Raw genomic sequence first — 16,908 nt, 5'->3', positions numbered from 1 at the left:
TGATATGCAAATGACACATTTGGTAATGACAACAGTATGTCAGTAGAGAAAAAATAATTTACACAAACAGATTAGGGTAACATTGTAGTTTTGAATGGATTGTATTTTTCTGAAAAAAAATAGTACTATAATTAAATTACTGCGAATAGAGCAGTCAGGTTATTTATTGAATTATTTATATAGATAATACGACAGGAAGATTTTGAGAATTGAGAAATATTTATAAATTTAAGATTCATATAGAACTATTTGGATCCAGGGTTAGATAAAGTTTTATTCTCATTTTGTAATACAGGCACATTCGTCAAACGCCATGAAAATAAAATTACCAATTGCCGCATTCTGGCTCCTTTTTTCAGGAATATGCTCCTCTTTCGGGCAAACGCAAAATTTCAGGTTTAAACATCTAACCACGAATGACGGATTGTCTCAAAGCCAGGTTAGTGCCATATTGGAAGATAAGCGTGGTTTTATGTGGTTTGGAAGTGAAGATGGGCTCAATAAATACGATGGTTACAAATTCACACATTACAAACATGACCCCAATGATAATACCAGTATAGCCGATAGTTACATTCAGGATTTGCTGGAAGACAATGCAGGAAATCTATGGATTGCTACGTCAAATGGTCTCGATCGCTTTGACCGGGATAAAAATTGTTTTGTTCATTATACCGATAAGGCAGTTCAGTACGATATTCAGGATATCTTTCAGGATAGTAAAAATAGAATCTGGCTTGCGACGAATCAGGGATTGTTTCTATTTGATGTTCAAACCGGCATATTTAAGTCTTATCAGCATGTAGGACGAAGAAAGTACGATTTGGCTTACGCCCATGTTTACAAAATTAAAGAGGACAATAATGGAGCTTTATGGTTAGGAACTGACCAGGGTCTGTACTGTTTCAATGAACAAACCGGAAAGATAAATGCATATCTAAAAAATGAAGGGGATCGAAAAAGCCTTGCCAGTGACTGGATCATGGCTTTGTGTAAAGATCAAAAGGGAAACATTTGGATTGGAACACACGGTGGAGGGTTATCGTTGTATAATTTTAAAACAAATGATTTTAAAACCTTCCTGCATAGTCCCGGTAATAGGAAGAGTCTTGCACACAATGACATTCTTTGTATTAATGAAGGACAGGATGGCAAAATATGGATTGGTACCGAAAATGGGGGTTTAAGTATTCTCAATCCTGAAAATGATACGTTTACAAACTTCGCCCATAATCCAAACGATCAATCAACACTCAGTAATAATTCGGTTTACTCTATTTATAACGACGATGCAGGGAATGTCTGGATTGGGACATACGCCGGAGGGGTGAATTTTTTGCCAAAATTTGGAGAAAAATTTATTTCCTATCGTCAAATTCCAGGTAATGTTAACAGTTTGAGCAACAATACAGTACTGTCCATTCAAGGCGATGCCGATGAAGACAAAATATGGATTGGAACGGATGGCGGCGGTTTAAATTTGTTTAATCGAAAAACCAAAACGTTTAAACAATTCCGGCACAACCCGAATAACAGAAATTCTATAAGCAATGACTATGTGATTTCAATTATTCAAGTGAGCCGTGATGTGCTGGGGCTCGGTTTTCATAATGGAGGTTTTGACTTTTTTAATGTAAGAACGGGAGTTGCGGAACATCATATTTCTAACAATAATGATCAGAATAGTCTGTCTATTTCGGATATTAATAATATGTTCAGGGATCGGGACGGAAATATCTGGCTTGGAACTTGGAAAGGAGGATTAAATCTTTACGATAATAAAACCGGTAGAATAACACGTTACAGACATAATCCATTGGTCGAAAGCAGTCTAAGCAGCGATATCGTGACGACCGTTTTCCAGGATAAGATCGGGAATATCTGGGTTGGTACTTACAATGGTCTTAATCTACTAAGTGCTGATAGAAAGCAGTTTAGTCATTTTCAGCACAATGTTGGAGATAAAAATGGTCTTTCCCATGATAAAATCCAGTCAATTCTGGAAGCTGAAAATGGCGACTTATGGCTGGGAACTGTTGGTGGGGGACTAAATTATTTTAACCGTTCCGCGAATACTTTCACAGCTTACACTGAAAAAAATGGATTACCCAGCAATGTTGTTTTTGCCATCCGTCGAGATGCAAGAGGTAATTTATGGCTGAGCACCAACAAAGGGATTTCTTGTTTTAACCCGAAGAAAAAAACGTTTAAAAATTTCACGACTTCTGATGGATTGCAGGGGAATGAATTTAGGGATAACTCGGCTTATCAAGCTGCGGATGGGCAAATGTTCTTTGGAGGAGTAAATGGTTTCAGTACATTTTACCCGGATAGTTTAAAAGAAAATGATTTTATTCCTCCTGTATATATCACTGGATTTCAGGTATTTAATAAGGATGTTGCCGTTGGCGATGAGAGTAATACGCTTCAAAAGGATATCATTGAAACAAAAAAGATAAAACTATCGTACGACCAGTCTGTATTTACGTTTGAATTTGCAGCGCTGAGTTATTCTCTCCCGGGCAATAATAAATATGCCTACAAACTGGAAGGTTTTGATAAGGACTGGAATTATATTGGTGGTAACCGGACCGCAACTTATACCAATCTGAACCCTGGTTCCTACACCTTTAGAGTTAAAGGGTCGAATAATGATGGTGTCTGGAATGAGCTTGGAAATTCTGTTGAGGTAATTATAATGCCACCATTTTGGTTAACGTGGTGGTTCAGGCTTGCGGGTGTATTCGTTCTATTCGGTGTGGCTGTTGGTTTTTATCGTATCCGGACGTATACCATCAGGAAGCAAAAGAGAATTCTCGAACGGCAGATCAAGGAACGGACAGAACAACTGGAATTTTCTATTGCAGAAGAGAAAAAAGCAGTTCAAAAGGCAGAGTTGGCAAATAAGGCAAAAAGTTCATTTCTGGCTGTGATGAGTCATGAAATAAGGACGCCGATGAATGGAGTGATTGGTATGGCTGCGTTGCTTGCCGAAACACCATTAAATGAAGAGCAGCAGAATTTTACAAAATCTATTCAGACCTGTGGACAGGATTTACTGGTCGTGATCAACGATATCCTTGATTTTTCAAAAATTGAATCCGGGAATATGGAGTTGGACAAGGGAGATTTTAATTTACGAACTTGTGTGGAGGAGGTTATGGACGTTTTTGCAGCCAGCGCTGCTGAAATGAAACTGGACCTGATCTATAAAATTGAAAATGAAGTTCCGGTTTTCTTATTCGGGGACAGTCTTCGTCTTCGGCAGGTACTTATTAATCTTGTTGGAAATGCCTTAAAATTTACGAAAGAAGGAGAAATATTTTTGCATATCACTTTAATTAAAAATATTGATGACTTTCAGTTGGAGATTGGTTTTGAAGTGAGCGACACGGGAATAGGTATACCGGAAGACAAAATGGATCGTCTTTTCAAGGCGTTCTCTCAGGTTGATTCTTCTACCACCCGTCAATATGGTGGAACCGGCCTGGGCCTTGCGATTTGTGAGAGATTGGTTAGCCTCATGGGCGGAAATATTTCGGTTACGAGCGTTGACGGAAAGGGCAGTAAGTTCCGTTTTTCCATCATCGTCGAAAATAGGGATCAGTTAATTCAACAAAATGAGAGCAATCCGACTGAATTTGAAAATTATAAGATTCTTGTCGTAGATGATAATCAAACACATTGTAACATCCTTGCAGAACAGTTGGGAAGTTGGAGTTTCGTTACGTATACGGCAATGTCGGGGCCTGATGCGTATGACATTTTAGCAAAGACGAACGACTTCCGACTTGTTATAACAGATTGCGAAATGCCTGAAATGGATGGCATCGAACTTGGTCAGAAGATAAATAAATTGCATGGTGATTTGCCTGTAATTTTATTGAGCACAAAGGGTAATGAAATACAGAATAATTATCCGGGAATATTTTGTGCAATTTTGCCGAAGCCTGTCAAGCAGGATCTTCTCCTTCAAGCCATTATTGAAGAATTTAACAGGCGAAAAACAATAACACGAACTGAGCCTCTAAAATCCAGCATATCTACAAATATGCTGTACACAGAATTTTCCGCCAAACACCCGCTGTCCATTCTTGTTGCTGAGGATAACAAGGTAAATCAGATTTTTATCATGAATACGCTTGGTAAGCTTGGATACAGCGTTGATCTCGTAACGGACGGATCAGAAGCAATCAAACTTACAGAACAAAAGAATTTTGATATTATATTAATGGATGTACAGATGCCTGTCATGGATGGTCTGGAAGCGACTAAAATAATCAAGAAGAACTATCCAGTTCAGCCTTATATCATTGCAATGACCGCAAATGCTTTGCAGGAAGATAAGGAGCGCTGTTTGGCAGCTGGCATGGATGACTACATCAGTAAACCCGTCAGACTGGAAGAATTGATTGTGATGCTCAAAAAATGGTCGATTCAATTGCAAACTTGATCATCCTGAATATTTATTGAAAATTCGTCAACTGATAAATGAAAAAAGCGGTAATGTCTGTACAGAGTTGTCTGTTTTAACTTTTCTGCGTACCCCTTCGTTTTTGCAGTATCGCTTCGCTTAAATACTTAAAAAGACCATCCTGGGGCGGTGCTCCGTTGAAATGGTTTTGCGTAATTGCTCCAGTGTTTTTTCATGGGCTTCAAACTGCTGTAATATAACTCGTAGTTTGTCCTGCACCAGCGTTTTACAGAAGGTAGTAATAAATATAGTTTCGGCAAGATTCAGGTTTGGTGAGATTATAGGAATCTCTATTTTTGGGCAACTTATTAAAGTTAATTATGGTCATGCATATCGAGCTTGGAGAGAATCTGAAAGAGCGGAAAAGTCATCTGGCACGGTTGATCAGGAAGGGCGAAGTGACTTTGGGTGGATATAAAAAGACGAAAGTCTACGGGACCTTACATTGTGGTTCGGGCAAGCGAATGAATCAAGAAAACCGCGTTTTTTTCAAAAATGAGCAGGAAGCAATAAGCGAAGGATACCGCCCTTGCGGAAATTGCTTATCAGAAAAATATAAACTTTGGAAAGCAAACCAAGATATAATTTGATACGGTAAGACATTATGACACCAGAAAATTTATTGCCGCAGGATGGAGAGGTATATTTTTATCCTCATTTTTTCAGCGAAGAGGAAAGTACCTATTTTTTCAAAACATTGGAGGAAACCATTCTTTGGAAGCAGGAACCTATAAAAATTATGGGTCGTGAGATTATGCAGCCGAGGCTTACGGCCTGGTATGGCGAGCCAAAAACATATCGATATTCAGGTATAACGATGACGCCGCAGCCCTGGACAGAGGAATTAATGAAAATCAAAAAACGAATTGAAGAAGAGGCGGACTGTTATTTCACAAATGTTTTGTTGAATTATTATCGAAACGGAAATGACAGCATGGGCTGGCATAAGGATAATGAAAAGGAGTTAGGAGTAAATCCTGTGATAGGCTCAGTCAGTTTCGGCGTTTCAAGAAGTTTTAACTTTAAAAACCAATTGGATAAAAATTTAAAAGAGAAACTGTTATTGACCGACGGAAGTTTTTTGCTAATGGCAGGAAACACACAGCATCATTGGTATCATAGTATACCAAAAGAACCCAAAATTTCAGGAGCTAGGATCAATCTGACTTTCAGGAAAATTATCAGCTGAAATTATTTTTTCGATAGACTACGCCATAGATAAAAAACGAGATAACTTTCCCAGCCGGAGTAATTTTCAAAAAACTTTTTAACAGGAATTGTGTCCTTTTTGTGTTGAATGATTTGATGGTTGAACAAGGCCTGCATCAATCCAGTGTCTCCGTATGGAATACTGGTTTGTTCTTTCAGGCTTTTCATCAAAGCGTAATTTGCCGTCCATATTCCGATTCCTCTGATGGAAGTCAATGTTTTTTGACGTGCAGCCAAATCAGGTAAGTTTTTTAATAGGTTCTTGCCCAGTTTTCCCTCTTTAAAAATTTTAGCTAATCCGACAATATACTCCGCTTTTTTAGAAGAAAACTGCATCCCTTTCAAATCTTCCGGGTCAACTTCCGAAAGTACTTCAACGGTCGGGAAAATGTGATAGAACTGGTTTTCAAATTCTATGTGTGTTCCAAATTTTTCTACAAGTCTTCGTTTTAATCTGTAAGCGAACGTTAGATTTATTTGTTGTCCAATAATCCCCCAGCATAATGCTTCGAACAGATCAGGTATGCCAACAAGTTTTAGTCCTCCGAACGCTTGCTCCATGTAAGAAAGACGTTCATCTTTTCTAAGCTGTTCATAGAAATGGGAAATATCCTGATCGATATCCAACCATTCTTTAATATAAGCAAGAAGTTCAGATTTGTTTTCTTCCTGACAGCTACCAAAAAGAATTTCTATCTGTAAGGAATCTTCCTTTTGTACAATTTCAATTAAAATCGGTTTGCTATTGATCACGAGTGCTTTTCTAACATGATCAGGGAAAACAGTATGGAGGCAATCGTCAAAATTCCGGTTCAAAAACCACAAGGATTCGCTAAAATTGAATGTGGAAGAAATTGGTATAAAGAGAATGTTTTCAGGCATGCGCTGTGTAAAAAACGAGCTAAGTTGAAATCCGAAGTTAACAGATTTCTCATTAATTAATAACCCGGATCTTGCGTTAATAATGTTTAAGGAACCTGGAACATATCTAGTTCAAAACATCTTTTAATGTTTTCGGTATAACATTCAGCTCTTTCCTGATTACCGGCGCTACTCTCGTTCCATATAATTCAATAGCCCGCAGTACATTCTTATGCGGAATATATCCCGTTACCAACTGCGCTAAAAAGCGGGTATTTTTGAAGAGTTCATGCTGGTAAAGAATTTTGTCGATCACTTGCTGCTCGTTACCAACCATAAGCGGACCATCGCTGCGCATATATTCAAATTGAGGGCGGCTCAGCGGTGACCAACCTCTTTCCCGGCCAACCCGGTTCATCAAAATTTCATAAGACGGGTAAAATTCATCCACGGCGCGTTGCTCATTGTCTGCCACATAAAACTGTGAGCTGATTGCCAATTGTAATTTATTCACATCGTGCCCGGCATTTTTTGCAGTTTCCCTGTATAGATTAACAAAAGGAACGAACTGGTCAGCTCTGCCACCGAGCAATGCCACCGTCATTGGAAGATTCATCTTCCCGGCGCGAACTGCGGATGCAGGTGTTCCTCCAACTGCCAGCCAGATCGGTAATTTTTCCTGCAAAGGCCTTGGGTATACTCCTTTGTTATCAATTGGCGCGCGTAATTTGCCTTTCCAGGATACCTTCTCGCTTTGATTGATTTTAATAAGCAAATCCAGCTTTTCAGTAAATAATTCGTCATAATCATTCAGATCATAACCGAAAAGCGGAAATGATTCGATGAAAGAACCGCGTCCTGCCATAATTTCTGCCCGACCATCTGAAAGTAGATCAACAGTTGCGAAATTCTGGAAAGTCCGGACAGGGTCTGCGGAGCTCAGGACGGTTACTGAACTTGATAATTTTATATTTTTAGTAATCGCCGCCGCTGCGCCAAGAATGACTTCCGGGGCAGAAATTACAAAATCGGGACGATGATGCTCACCGAATGCGAAAACGTCGAGACCAACTTCGTCTGCCAATTTAACTTCTTCCAATAATTCCTTCATGCGCTGATGTGCGTTGAAAGCTTTTCCGGAAACGCCATCTGGTTTCACTTCTCCAAAAGTACTTATACCTAATTCCATTGTTTGATTTATCCTAAGTGGCAGTCTGAATTTTCTTTCTTTTCAGTTTTGTTATCAAGACAACACAAAGTGTAGTAGGTCAGTTTAATTTTAAGATTAAAATTTCAAAGGCCCTGAAAGTAATTTAATAGGACATGGGAAGGAGTTTATAAGGAGTGTGGCAGAAGAACTGGCTGGGAAATCTGAAACTGTCACGGTTTGTTAATTCAAATCAGAATAATGCTGTAGTGTAAAGTATTTTGAAGAAATCTGAGAAAGGCAGAATTAATGAAGAATCTGAAATCAGGTTTGGAATTGAAACTCAGAAAGTATAGTGTGTGCTAAGTGCTCTGAGTGTTATTAAATTGTTAGCTTAATGCTTCGGATGTTTTTTTTAGCCTGCCTCCCGGGACAAATTCACCTTCGATCCAGCGGACGAAATTTTTGGCATGGGTAAGATAAATGTTGGCTGCAAGTGGCTTCAACTCGGATGACTCAATTTCTGTCATGTAAGTTTCGAGGAGCCGATTGATTTCGGTAAATGATGTTTCGTCAGTTTTCATACGTCTGGGTTAAATAGTTAAAATGGTTACCTGTACTTTATCAAGAATGTTGCTGGTTTTGAATTGAGCGTCAATTTGGATTTTATTTATTTAATTGCCTAACCGTTAAATAACTAGGGTTACATATTCTTTGATTTTTATCAATAATTACATCAATCCAGGCAACTTTAAAAAACTTGATTCAGCTATTCTACACTAATTTTAGAAGGAGTTTTACGTTCAATATGCTCACATGCATAAGTACTATTACAGTTGCCCTGGCATTATTTTTTTTAAATAATGATAAGACTTTTTTGTACTTTATCTTGAATGTTTGAAGTTATTTTTAAAAATATATTGTTCTGTTAATTGTATAAGTTAATTTTAGACCGTAATACGGTTTTAGTCGAAAAAATAGTTAAGACCAATGTTGAATAAGGATGAGGTAATTAAGGCGAAAATTTTGGAGGGTGCTGACAAGTTATTCCAGCGATATGGTTTAAATAAAACCACGATGGAAGATATTGCCAAGGACGCCGGGAAGGGGAAAAGCACGCTTTATTATTATTTCAAAAGCAAAGAAGAGATTTTTGACGCTATAATCGGCAGGGAGAAAGATGAGTTTTTCCAGATGCTGAAAGGTGAAATTTCAAAGGCTCCAACTGCGCTTGAAAAATTCAAAACCTTTTATGTAAAGCGTTTTGAAATGATGAAGAAGATGGCCAATCTGTATACTGTTTTGGTTTCAGAAACGAGAGACGCAATGTTTTCAGTAGGAGGAGATTGTACCTGGCGGAAGAAATACGATGAGAAGGAAATGATTATCCTGAAGAGTATTCTCGAATACGGGATGATCAGCGGAGAGTTCAGGATTCTAAGTGAAAGCGAACTCGAAAAAATGGCGTTTGTGCTTGCCAGTGCTCAAAGGGGAATTGAGTTCGACCTTCTTATGTATGATAAACTGGACGAAATGCTTGACTATTTAAGTTTGCTGATGCAGCTTGTCATGAACGGGATTAAGAAATCTTAACTTCCAGACGATTTGGCTAAATTATTTTATTGATTGTCAATTTTGTTACAACGATCCGCAGTGCTTTATTTTTTTGCGGGTTTCATTCGTAGTTCAAGATTAAATAGGTATTAAAATATCCATAATCTGATCTGTTAAACGGGTTTAGTGATATAAATACATTTTCTTTGCCAGTTAATAATTTCTTATTGATTAGATAATATTGTTTTCTGTTTGACATGAATTAATTGAAGTAACGAACATATTAAAATACAATTTATCTATCTTTGCAGCTACGGTACTATTACAGTTCTAAATGGTGATATTCAACAGTTGTAACAGATGTTAACATTGTGATTATGAATACTATTGTAGCTAATTAATATTTGGACAGACTTTTATCAGGATACCAGGAAGAGCAATAAATTGTCTTTAAACAATTCGATGATTTTCCCGGTATTTCAATAAAAACTGTTTTTGTTATAAATTTTTTAAATAAATCAATTCAAGTAAAAACCTTTATTGAAGTAAACATGTTAGGTAATGCAGGCGAAACGTTGCGTTAATATTGCCGAAATCTGATATTATTACTTTTTTAATGACGAACATGATACATAACCCACTTGAACGAGTTGAAAATCTGGAAGTAGGTGCATGTTTCTGACACTAAATATTTATGGGGAATAAACTACATGCCCGGGTTTCTGAATTCAGAGATTCGAAGGTAATTAAGGAGAAGGGGCTGTACCCTTATTTTAGGCCAATTGAGTCAGGTCAGGATACTGAGGTGATCATTCATGGCAAAAAGGTGCTGATGTTTGGCTCAAATTCATATCTCGGATTGACGAACCACCCAAAGGTCGTTGAAGCAGCTCGCGAGGCGATTACTAAATACGGAACCGGATGCGCAGGTTCCCGTTTCTTAAATGGTACGCTTGATATCCATGAAGAATTAGAGGAGAAACTGGCAGTTTACACTGGCAAAGAAGCCTCTGTGCTTTTTAGTACAGGTTTCCAGGCTAATCTGGGTGCGCTTTCCTGCATGACCGGAAGAAATGATTATTTGATTCTTGACGATGCAAATCACGCTTCTATCATTGATGGCAGCCGTTTGTCCTTTTCGAAAGTGGTTAAGTATCAGCATAATAATATGGCTGATCTTAGAAACAAACTTCGGAATCTTCCCGAGGATGCGATTAAGTTGATCGCTACTGATGGTATATTCAGTATGGAAGGTGATATCGTGAAACTTCCTGAAATGGTTGAAGTTGCGGAGGAATTCGGAGCAAATATCATGGTTGATGATGCGCACAGTTTGGGTGTTATCGGTACTGACGGTGCGGGAACTGCTTCGCATTTTGGTCTGACTGACAAGGCGGATCTTATCATGGGTACATTCAGTAAGTCTTTTGCATCCCTCGGTGGATTTATTGCTGCTGATGCTGAAACGATAGAGTTTTTGAAACACCGTGCCCGCTCATTGATGTTCAGTGCGAGTATGACGCCTTCCTCAGTTGCAAGTGTTTTGGCTTGTCTTGAAATTGTACAGACAGAACCTGAGCATATAGAAAGACTTTGGGCGAATACATATTACGCGAAGAAATTACTGATTGAAAGCGGATTCGACCTTGGTCGCACAGAAAGCCCTATTCTGCCGATTTATATTCGTGATAACGAGAAGACTTTCCATATCACAAAACTTTTGCAGGAAGACGGTATATTTGTTAATCCGGTGGTTTCGCCAGCTGTTCATACTTCTGACTCACTAATTCGTTTCTCACTGATGGCTACGCACACTTTTGACCAGATTGAAGAGGCGGTCGAAAAAATGGCGAAAGCTTATAAGCAGATATATTCTTACCCCGTCACCGAAACTGTATGACCAGAGTTTTACCCGTTACTTCTAAAAAGGATTTAGACCGGTTTGTTGATTTTCCACATGATCTGTATAAGGACGATGTAAATTACGTACCGGAAATTTTTATCGGACAAAGAGATCTTCTTACACCTGGTAAACATCCTTTTTACGAACATTCAAAAGCTCAGCTGTTTTTAGCTTTTGATGGCGACAAGATAACGGGACGAATTGCTGCGATAAATAATAGAAATCATAACGAATTTATTGGTGCAAAGGACGGTTTCTTTGGTTTTTTCGATTGTATAGACGATCAGGAAACGGCTGATTTATTGTTTGAAAGTGCAATCAACTGGTTAAAAAGCGAAGGACTTAACAAAATTCAAGGACCTGCAAATCCTTCTACAAATGATGTTTGTGGAATGTTAGTTGAGGGTTTTGATATGCCGCCCGTTGCAATGATGCCCTACAATGCTCCCTATTATCTGAAACTTGTAGAGAATATTGGTTTGAAGAAAAAAACAGATTTGCTCGCTTATAAGGTAATGCATGAGTCTGTAAATGATAAGGCGATCAGAATGCTGGATACGCTCCAAAATCGTTTGCTTGAAAGACACGGGATCGTGATTCGCAAGGTAAATCTGAAAGATTTCAAAAACGAGGTAGTGAAAATCCGGGAGATTTATAACATTGCCTGGGCCGAAAACCTTGGGTTTGTGCCAACAACGGAAGCAGAATTTGAATATCTGGCAAAAGATCTGAAAATGATTTTGAATCCTGATTACTGTCTGCTTGCTGAGAAAGATAATAAGATCGTAGGTTTTATTCTGGCCATCCCGGACATTAACCAGATACTGATCAAGATAAAAAAGGGGCGATTGCTTCCGACAGGTATTTTCAAACTTCTGTTTTTGAAGAAAAATATCGACATGTTACGCATACTAACGCTGGGTGTAATTGACGGTTACCGGAAAATGGGGATAGAGGCGTGTTTGTATGGTGGGATAATCAAAAATTCGAAGGGCACCAAAATTAAAGGCGGAGAGTGCTCCTGGATGCTGGAAGATAATCATATGATGAACCGCGCATTGGATCAGATGAACGGAGAGCTTTATAAACGTTACCGGCTTTTTGAAAAAGAAATATGAGCGAAAGAATCCTGATAACGGGTGCTAGTGGCTTTATAGGGTACCATCTTATAAAAGCTGCACAAAAAGCCGGCCTGGAAGTCCACGCTGCCGTGCGTGCAACCAGCAAGTTATCGCAACTGGATTCTCTTGCTCCTAAATATATATATCTTGATTTCAGGTCAAAAGATTCACTTCTTAAAAACCTGGAAGATGGACAATACGAATACATCGTGCATGCTGCCGGGGCTACGAAAGCAAAAGACGAAAGGGAGTATAATCTTATCAATGCTGAATACACTAAAAATTTAGCATTAGCCGCTGCGGAGGCCGATATTCCGTTGAAAAAATTTGTTTTTCTAAGTAGCCTTGCGGCCCTTGGACCGTCCGCATATCACGATCATCATCTTTTTAAAGAAGACAGAACGCCGAATCCGGTAACGGCTTATGGCAAAAGTAAGCTTTTGGCAGAGCAATTTTTAAAGGAAATTAATTTACCAAAAGCGGTTCTACGGCCAACGGCTGTATACGGTCCGGGAGAAAAAGATTTGTTCATCGTTTTTAAAATGTTACAGGACGGATTTGATGCGTATATAGGCGATAACCCGCAGCGTTTCAGTTTTGTTTATGTGCAGGATCTGGTAAATGCCACGATGTTGTCATTGAAGGCTGAAAACAAGAAAGAGTATACTTATAATATTTCGGACGGTAATGTTTACAACCGATACGAACTCGCAGATACTTTTAAAGACCTGACAGGAAAAAAAACAATGCGTTTTCACATTCCCGAAGGTGTAGTAAAAGTTGTGGCAAGTATTCTGGAACTGGCATATGCTAACTCCAGGAAAATGCCGGTTCTAAATCAGGAAAAGTTGAATGAACTAGTGGCACCAAATTGGGCTTGTAGTATCGAAGCAGCAAAAAAGGACCTGAATTATTGGCCTGTTTATAATCTAAAAACAGGATTGGCGGAATCATTGCCTTGGTATACAGAGAAGAAATGGCTTTAAAATCACCTCTTATTTGAAAATTTATGATTAATCCAGACCAGCACATCAGACCACCGGGAATCTAACCCGCATCATGCTTTACTGACTTGGAGCATGATATTGATTGAACAGAAAGGTCAGGGATAAAAATTGGTTCGCTTTCTCGTATGAGATTTTGGAACCTTTTAGTGCAGATTTAACCTGAAAATAATGAACCAGTTGCATAAATTAATTGCAACATCCTTGGGAATAGGATACGTCGGAAAAGGAGGAGGGACAGTCGCGGCTGTTTTCACATGTATCTGCTGGTATTTTTGGCATGAGCGTTTTGTGCCTGGCCTGTGGCTGACGTTAGGGGTTACGCTTTTTATTACGGTAATTGGAATAATATCTTCCGATGCTGTTGAGCCTTTTTGGGGAAAAGATGATAAAAAAGTGGTGATCGATGAGGTCGCGGGGATGTGTATCAGCTTATTATTTTTACCTGCATCAATTGCTTATATCGCAGCTGGGCTTGTACTATTCAGGTTTTTCGATATTGTAAAACCTTTGTATATCAGCAAAGCAGAAAAACTACCCGGAGGGTTGGGCGTTATGCTTGATGACGTGTTGGCAGGTGTCTGTGCAAACATTCTTCTACAAATCATATTCAGATTCAATCTCTTGTAAAATGTTAAGGTTTATCAAAGCGCAAGCTTCCTCTTTGATGGCAACATTTATCGACTTTTCGACTGCAATCGTTCTGGTGAACTTTTTTTTACAAGATCCGTTTATGAGTAGTGTAGTCGGTACGACCTGTGGCGGTGTTACTAATTTCATCATAAACCGCTATTGGGTTTTTGAAGCGACAGAGAATAAAATGGGCGCCCAGGCTTTCAAATATTTCCTTGTTTGGATCGGGAATTTGGCTCTTAATGCCGCAGGAATGTATTTGATCTTACACGGTACAGAATGGAATTACGTAGTTTCAAAGGCATTGGTAGCACTTGTTGTAGGTTTTGGCTATAACTATGTCTTTCAGAAAAAGGTTGTTTTCAGCTAGCACATGAAGAATAAAATCAGATGAAAGGTGCTCCTGCCTTAAAGCCCGCAGCAGGAGACGCTAAAAAAAAATAGAAATGTTAGTACGATTTAAAACAGTTGCCATATTCTTCCTGATACTGTTTGGAGCAGATATTGTCAGCGCACAAACTACAATCATCAGGGGAGTGCTTACCGACTCCGCATCAAAGGAGACGTTACCTTACGCGAATGTTCTGATACCAGGAACCACCATCGGTGTCCTGGCTGATGACGAAGGCCGTTACGCAATCAAGCTGGAAGGTACCTATTCAAAAATTCAGTTTGGTTATATTGGTTACAATACTGCCGTGAGAGCGATTCAGCCTGGTAAGGAGCAGGTGATCAACGTGAAATTGAGTGTTAATGCCTCCATGCTGACGGAGGTTGTTATCAAAGGCAAAGCGCGTTACAGAAATCGCAATAATCCTGCTGTTGAGCTCATCCAAAAAGTGATTGACCATAAGGAGGAAAATCAGATGGAGGCAAATGCGTATGTGCAGTATGAACAATATGAAAAAATATCGCTGGCATTGAGTAACTTATCGGATAAATTCCGGGAAAAGCGAATATTTAGAAACTATCAATTTCTTTTTACAGAGCAGGATTCAAGTACCATCGGTGGGAAGAATATGCTGCCTGCTTATTTACGAGAGCGCCTTTCGCAGGTTTACTTTCGTAAAAATCCATACAAAAAGAAGCAGCGTGTTCTGGCCGATCAACGAGCAGAGTATGACGCACGGTTTATTGATAATGATGGTTTAAGCACTTATTTTAACCGTCTCTATGAAGATATTAACATCTACAATAATAATATTTCGGTGGTTACTAACCTGTTGCTGAGTCCGATAGCCAATAGTGCTCCTACTTTTTACAAGTTTTTTATTACGGATACAATCAAGACGCAGCAACCCTGGTTAGTTGAGCTGAGTTTTATTCCCCGTAACAAAACCGATCTCCTTTTTCAGGGGAAATTATATATTACCCTGGACGGTCATTATGGTGTTCAACACGCTTATCTGACAGTAAATAAGGATATTAACCTGAACTTCATGCGTAATCTTGAAGCGAAACTTGAATTTGAAAAGAGTTCAGACGGTAGATATCATATGAGTAAAAGTACACTCGGGATGGAATTTGCCTTTGGAGATAAGGGCGGAGGGTTATACGGAGAGCGGACTGTTACTTTTAGGGATTATGAGATAAATAAGGCGCAGAAGGATAGTGTTTATCAGGGTCCGGCTGAGGAAATTATGTATAATCCTGAGGAAAAGAAGAATCCGGATTTCTGGGTAAACTCCCGCCACATTCCGCTGGAACGCCGCGAAGTTGAGATTTACAAAAACGTAGATACGCTTCAGACAATAAAATCCTTTAAACGTACAATGGATATCGGTACGTTATTATTGGCTGGTTACAAGTCTCTTGGACCATTGGAAATCGGGCCGGTAAATACGTTTTATAGCTTCAATCCGGTTGAAGGTTTAAGGTTGCGCTTTGGCGGAAGGACAACACCACAGTTCAGTAAAAGACTTTATTTCGAGACTTATGCAGCGTACGGATTTAAGGACATGAAATGGAAATATTTTGTTAGCGGCACGTATTCTTTGAATAATAAATCTGTTTACCATTTCCCGCTTCATTATTTCAGGCTAAGTTATCAGCATGATACCAAAATTCCCGGACAGGAGTTGCAATTTGTTCAGGAAGATAATTTTCTTTTATCTTTTAAAAGAGGGAATAACGATCGCTGGCTGTACAACGACATTTACAAATTTGAGTATGTAAGAGAATTTCCAAGCCGTGTTTCTTATAAACTAGGTTTTACACAATGGGCGCAGAGTCCCGCCGGAGCTTTGGTGTATCAGCGATATGATACAACGAGCGACGGATTGGTCAATATTCCTAAATTATCCAATTCGGAAGTAAGTTTGGAACTTCGGTATGCGCCGAAGGAGCAATACTATCAGGGTAAATTATACCGTATTCCAATTCCTAACAAATACCCTGTTTTCACTTTCCGTTATGGGGCAGGTATCAAAGGTTTTCTTGACGGTGAAACCAGTTATCATAATTTTACAGGAAATATTGCCAAACGCTTTTTCCTTTCACAGTTCGGTTATGCCGACGTAACCGCAGAAGGTGGTTATATGATTGGGAAAAATATACCGTTTCCTTTGCTGACAATTCACCGCGCCAACCAGAGTTATGCGTATCAGCTAAGCTCTTATAATCTTATGAACTTTTTGGAGTTTGTCAGCGATCATTATGCCAGTTTAGGTGTTGAATATTATCTGAACGGATTTTTATTCAATAAAATACCGCTGTTAAAAAGATTAAAACTTAGAGAGGTCGTAGCATTCAAAGGGTTATATGGTGGATTGAGAAATGAGAACAACCCCGCCAATAATCCGGAATTATACCGCTTTTTACAAAATGATGACGGGACATCAGCCACATATTCTCTCAACAAAGAACCTTATATGGAAGGAAGTGTAGGGATCGCGAACATTTTTAAATTATTAAGAGTTGATTTGGTTAAGCGCTTCAACTATCTTGACAACCCCAATGTTTCAGAATGGGGTATAAGGGCAAGAGTAAAGTTGGATTTTTAG

Annotated in this window: 13 protein-coding genes; 10 read left to right on the top strand and 3 right to left on the bottom strand. The window is 38.9% G+C overall.

Annotation, left to right across the window (positions count from 1 at the left end):
- Positions 1 to 313: 313 nt before the first annotated feature.
- The 3 genes from AC1XUO_RS10670 (at position 314) to AC1XUO_RS10660 (ending at position 5,663) form a co-directional block, all read left to right on the top strand.
- The gene (locus AC1XUO_RS10670; protein WP_483329764.1) at positions 314 to 4,453 is read left to right on the top strand and encodes a two-component regulator propeller domain-containing protein; all 4,140 of its coding nucleotides are present in this window, start codon (positions 314 to 316) and stop codon (positions 4,451 to 4,453) included.
- A gap of 341 nt (positions 4,454 to 4,794) precedes the next feature.
- Positions 4,795 to 5,064 (top strand): Ada metal-binding domain-containing protein, encoded by a 270-nt coding sequence (locus AC1XUO_RS10665; protein ID WP_483329763.1) that lies wholly within the window; start codon positions 4,795 to 4,797, stop codon positions 5,062 to 5,064.
- A 14-nt stretch (positions 5,065 to 5,078) separates the two neighbouring features.
- A complete protein-coding gene (locus tag AC1XUO_RS10660; protein ID WP_483329762.1) occupies positions 5,079 to 5,663 on the top strand; it encodes an alpha-ketoglutarate-dependent dioxygenase AlkB family protein in 585 nt (194 codons plus the stop codon).
- Between the two features lie 2 nt (positions 5,664 to 5,665).
- On the opposite strand, the gene AC1XUO_RS10655 is transcribed toward AC1XUO_RS10660, so the two are convergent.
- The 3 genes from AC1XUO_RS10655 to AC1XUO_RS10645 form a co-directional block, all read right to left on the bottom strand.
- Positions 5,666 to 6,565: a DNA-3-methyladenine glycosylase family protein gene (locus AC1XUO_RS10655; protein WP_483329761.1), complete on the bottom strand. Its 900-nt coding sequence runs from the start codon at positions 6,563 to 6,565 to the stop codon at positions 5,666 to 5,668.
- A gap of 106 nt (positions 6,566 to 6,671) precedes the next feature.
- The gene (locus AC1XUO_RS10650) at positions 6,672 to 7,733 is read right to left on the bottom strand and encodes an Atu2307/SP_0267 family LLM class monooxygenase (RefSeq protein ID WP_483329760.1); all 1,062 of its coding nucleotides are present in this window, start codon (positions 7,731 to 7,733) and stop codon (positions 6,672 to 6,674) included.
- 347 nt (positions 7,734 to 8,080) lie between these two features.
- Positions 8,081 to 8,275 carry a hypothetical protein gene (locus AC1XUO_RS10645; protein WP_235153708.1) on the bottom strand — a complete coding sequence of 65 codons (195 nt, stop codon included), beginning with the start codon at positions 8,273 to 8,275 and terminating at the stop codon, positions 8,081 to 8,083.
- Positions 8,276 to 8,681: 406 nt separating this feature from the next.
- Here AC1XUO_RS10645 and AC1XUO_RS10640 point away from each other — a divergent pair, with 406 nt between their 5' ends.
- The 7 genes from AC1XUO_RS10640 (at position 8,682) to AC1XUO_RS10610 (ending at position 16,908) form a co-directional block, all read left to right on the top strand.
- Positions 8,682 to 9,284: a TetR/AcrR family transcriptional regulator gene (locus tag AC1XUO_RS10640; RefSeq protein ID WP_483329759.1), complete on the top strand. Its 603-nt coding sequence runs from the start codon at positions 8,682 to 8,684 to the stop codon at positions 9,282 to 9,284.
- 655 nt (positions 9,285 to 9,939) lie between these two features.
- Positions 9,940 to 11,145: a serine palmitoyltransferase gene (gene spt / locus AC1XUO_RS10635; protein ID WP_483329758.1), complete on the top strand. Its 1,206-nt coding sequence runs from the start codon at positions 9,940 to 9,942 to the stop codon at positions 11,143 to 11,145.
- Positions 11,142 to 12,266, top strand: a complete 1,125-nt coding sequence (locus AC1XUO_RS10630; RefSeq protein WP_483329757.1) for a hypothetical protein — start codon at positions 11,142 to 11,144, stop codon at positions 12,264 to 12,266. The genes spt and AC1XUO_RS10630 overlap by 4 nt, the downstream gene beginning before the upstream one ends.
- Positions 12,263 to 13,255 carry an NAD-dependent epimerase/dehydratase family protein gene (locus AC1XUO_RS10625; protein ID WP_483329756.1) on the top strand — a complete coding sequence of 331 codons (993 nt, stop codon included), beginning with the start codon at positions 12,263 to 12,265 and terminating at the stop codon, positions 13,253 to 13,255. Before AC1XUO_RS10630 ends, AC1XUO_RS10625 begins: the two co-directional genes overlap by 4 nt.
- Positions 13,256 to 13,444: 189 nt before the next feature.
- Complete coding sequence (locus tag AC1XUO_RS10620) at positions 13,445 to 13,903, top strand: phosphatidylglycerophosphatase A family protein (protein ID WP_483329755.1); 459 nt, start codon at positions 13,445 to 13,447, stop codon at positions 13,901 to 13,903.
- A gap of 1 nt (position 13,904) precedes the next feature.
- Entirely contained in the window at positions 13,905 to 14,276 is a 372-nt protein-coding gene (locus AC1XUO_RS10615) for a GtrA family protein (protein ID WP_483329754.1), read from the top strand.
- Positions 14,277 to 14,352: 76 nt separating this feature from the next.
- Positions 14,353 to 16,908: a DUF5686 and carboxypeptidase-like regulatory domain-containing protein gene (locus AC1XUO_RS10610; RefSeq protein ID WP_483329753.1), complete on the top strand. Its 2,556-nt coding sequence runs from the start codon at positions 14,353 to 14,355 to the stop codon at positions 16,906 to 16,908.

Source organism: Dyadobacter sp. HNCC25DJ186, assembly GCF_056895235.1.
The sequence above is the reverse complement of the archived record's forward strand: the minus strand, read 5'-3'. Positions and strand labels throughout refer to the sequence as shown.

What these genes read in the sequence shown, in the direction of transcription:
- AC1XUO_RS10670 (WP_483329764.1), top strand. Translation starts at nt 314, where the DNA reads ATGAAAATAAAATTACCAATTGCCGCATTCTGGCTCCTTTTTTCAGGA.
- AC1XUO_RS10665 (WP_483329763.1), top strand. Translation starts at nt 4,795, where the DNA reads ATGGTCATGCATATCGAGCTTGGAGAGAATCTGAAAGAGCGGAAAAGT.
- AC1XUO_RS10660 (WP_483329762.1), top strand. Translation starts at nt 5,079, where the DNA reads ATGACACCAGAAAATTTATTGCCGCAGGATGGAGAGGTATATTTTTAT.
- AC1XUO_RS10655 (WP_483329761.1), bottom strand. Translation starts at nt 6,565, where the DNA reads ATGCCTGAAAACATTCTCTTTATACCAATTTCTTCCACATTCAATTTT.
- AC1XUO_RS10650 (WP_483329760.1), bottom strand. Translation starts at nt 7,733, where the DNA reads ATGGAATTAGGTATAAGTACTTTTGGAGAAGTGAAACCAGATGGCGTT.
- AC1XUO_RS10645 (WP_235153708.1), bottom strand. Translation starts at nt 8,275, where the DNA reads ATGAAAACTGACGAAACATCATTTACCGAAATCAATCGGCTCCTCGAA.
- AC1XUO_RS10640 (WP_483329759.1), top strand. Translation starts at nt 8,682, where the DNA reads ATGTTGAATAAGGATGAGGTAATTAAGGCGAAAATTTTGGAGGGTGCT.
- spt (WP_483329758.1), top strand. Translation starts at nt 9,940, where the DNA reads ATGGGGAATAAACTACATGCCCGGGTTTCTGAATTCAGAGATTCGAAG.
- AC1XUO_RS10630 (WP_483329757.1), top strand. Translation starts at nt 11,142, where the DNA reads ATGACCAGAGTTTTACCCGTTACTTCTAAAAAGGATTTAGACCGGTTT.
- AC1XUO_RS10625 (WP_483329756.1), top strand. Translation starts at nt 12,263, where the DNA reads ATGAGCGAAAGAATCCTGATAACGGGTGCTAGTGGCTTTATAGGGTAC.
- AC1XUO_RS10620 (WP_483329755.1), top strand. Translation starts at nt 13,445, where the DNA reads ATGAACCAGTTGCATAAATTAATTGCAACATCCTTGGGAATAGGATAC.
- AC1XUO_RS10615 (WP_483329754.1), top strand. Translation starts at nt 13,905, where the DNA reads ATGTTAAGGTTTATCAAAGCGCAAGCTTCCTCTTTGATGGCAACATTT.
- AC1XUO_RS10610 (WP_483329753.1), top strand. Translation starts at nt 14,353, where the DNA reads ATGTTAGTACGATTTAAAACAGTTGCCATATTCTTCCTGATACTGTTT.